The sequence below is a fragment of the Acinetobacter sp. 228 genome (assembly GCF_048147885.1).
Map to the genome: position 1 here is coordinate 1 of NZ_JAYWYV010000303.1, position 1,318 is coordinate 1,318.

Here is a 1,318-nt window from a genome sequence, read left to right on the forward strand (position 1 = left end):
CGGTCTAAAGCCTGTCAGTAATAAGCCAATTAAGTAAGCGATCACACCTACAACGCATAAACCGACTACCTCTGCAACACGAATCCATTGAGAGAGTTCACCGCTATACCAATTTAACCCGAACCAAAGTGCTGCAATCATCGCAAGGTTAGCCAAACCATATTGAAGTGCCAGTTTTTTCCAATGTGCACCAAATCGGAAAATATTACGCTTATGCAGATAAAAATAGAGCAAACCTGCATTTACTAAAGCTGAACCAGAAGAGGCTAATGCAAGCGCCATATGCTCTGCATGCCAATTGATTAGTTTAAAAAATCCAATAAATACAACGTTTAAAATCGCATTAGCTGCAACCGACATTAAACCCACACGCACTGGTGTTTTTGTATCTTGCTGCGCATAGAAACCTGGTGCAAATACTTTAATTAACATAAAGGAAATTACACCAGCGCTCATACACTGCAATGCGAGTGCTGTCATTTGTGTATCGCGTAAATCAAACTCACCGCGTTGAAACAATGCCTGAATAATCGGTGTAGAAAGCATAAATAAAGCAATACTTGCTGGTAACCCCACCAATACAATCACTTTCGCTGCCCAATCAATCATGCTACGAAACTTCGCTTGGTCTTGTTCAGCATGACGTGCTGACAGTGAAGGTAAAATCACTGTACCAATCGCAACACCGATTAATCCTAAAGGTAACTCGGTCATACGTTCGGCACTGTAGAGCCAAGACACTGAACCATCTTGCATGAAAGATGCCCAAATCGTATTTAGCAATAGGTTAATCTGAGTCACAGATACACCAAATAATGCTGGAAGCATTAATTTTAAAATACGTTCTACACCTTCATGTTTAAAATCAACTTTCGGTGGGATCAGTAAGTTTTTACGCCATAACTCAGGAATTTGTATCGCTAACTGTAAAATACCAGCCGCAACAACTGACCAACCTAAAGCTTTGATTGGCTCAGCCATATACGGTGTAAGCCACCAAGCCCCTGCAATCATTGCTACGTTCAGTAAAACAGGTGAAAAAGCTGGCGAGGCAAACGAGCCATAACTGTTTAAGATGCTGCTGGCAAAAGCCGTAAGCGACATAAACATTAAATAGGGAATGGTCAGACGGAACATACTGACCGCTAAATCAAACTTTTCAGGGTCATTATGGAAACCCGGCGCATACATATAGATAATTGCTGGAGCTAAAACCATAGCCACGAAAGTCAGTAAAGTCATGACTGTCAGCAAACAGCCAAATACTCGACTAATTAAGATCTGCACTTCTGCATGCGCACGACCTGTTTTATATTCG

The 1,318-nt window shown here is 41.4% G+C and carries 1 protein-coding gene; it reads right to left on the reverse strand.

What is annotated here, in order from left to right:
* Nucleotides 1–1,318, reverse strand: a 1,318-nt coding sequence (gene murJ, locus VXQ92_RS18430; protein WP_416682784.1) for a murein biosynthesis integral membrane protein MurJ, incomplete at both ends; no start/stop codon positions are given.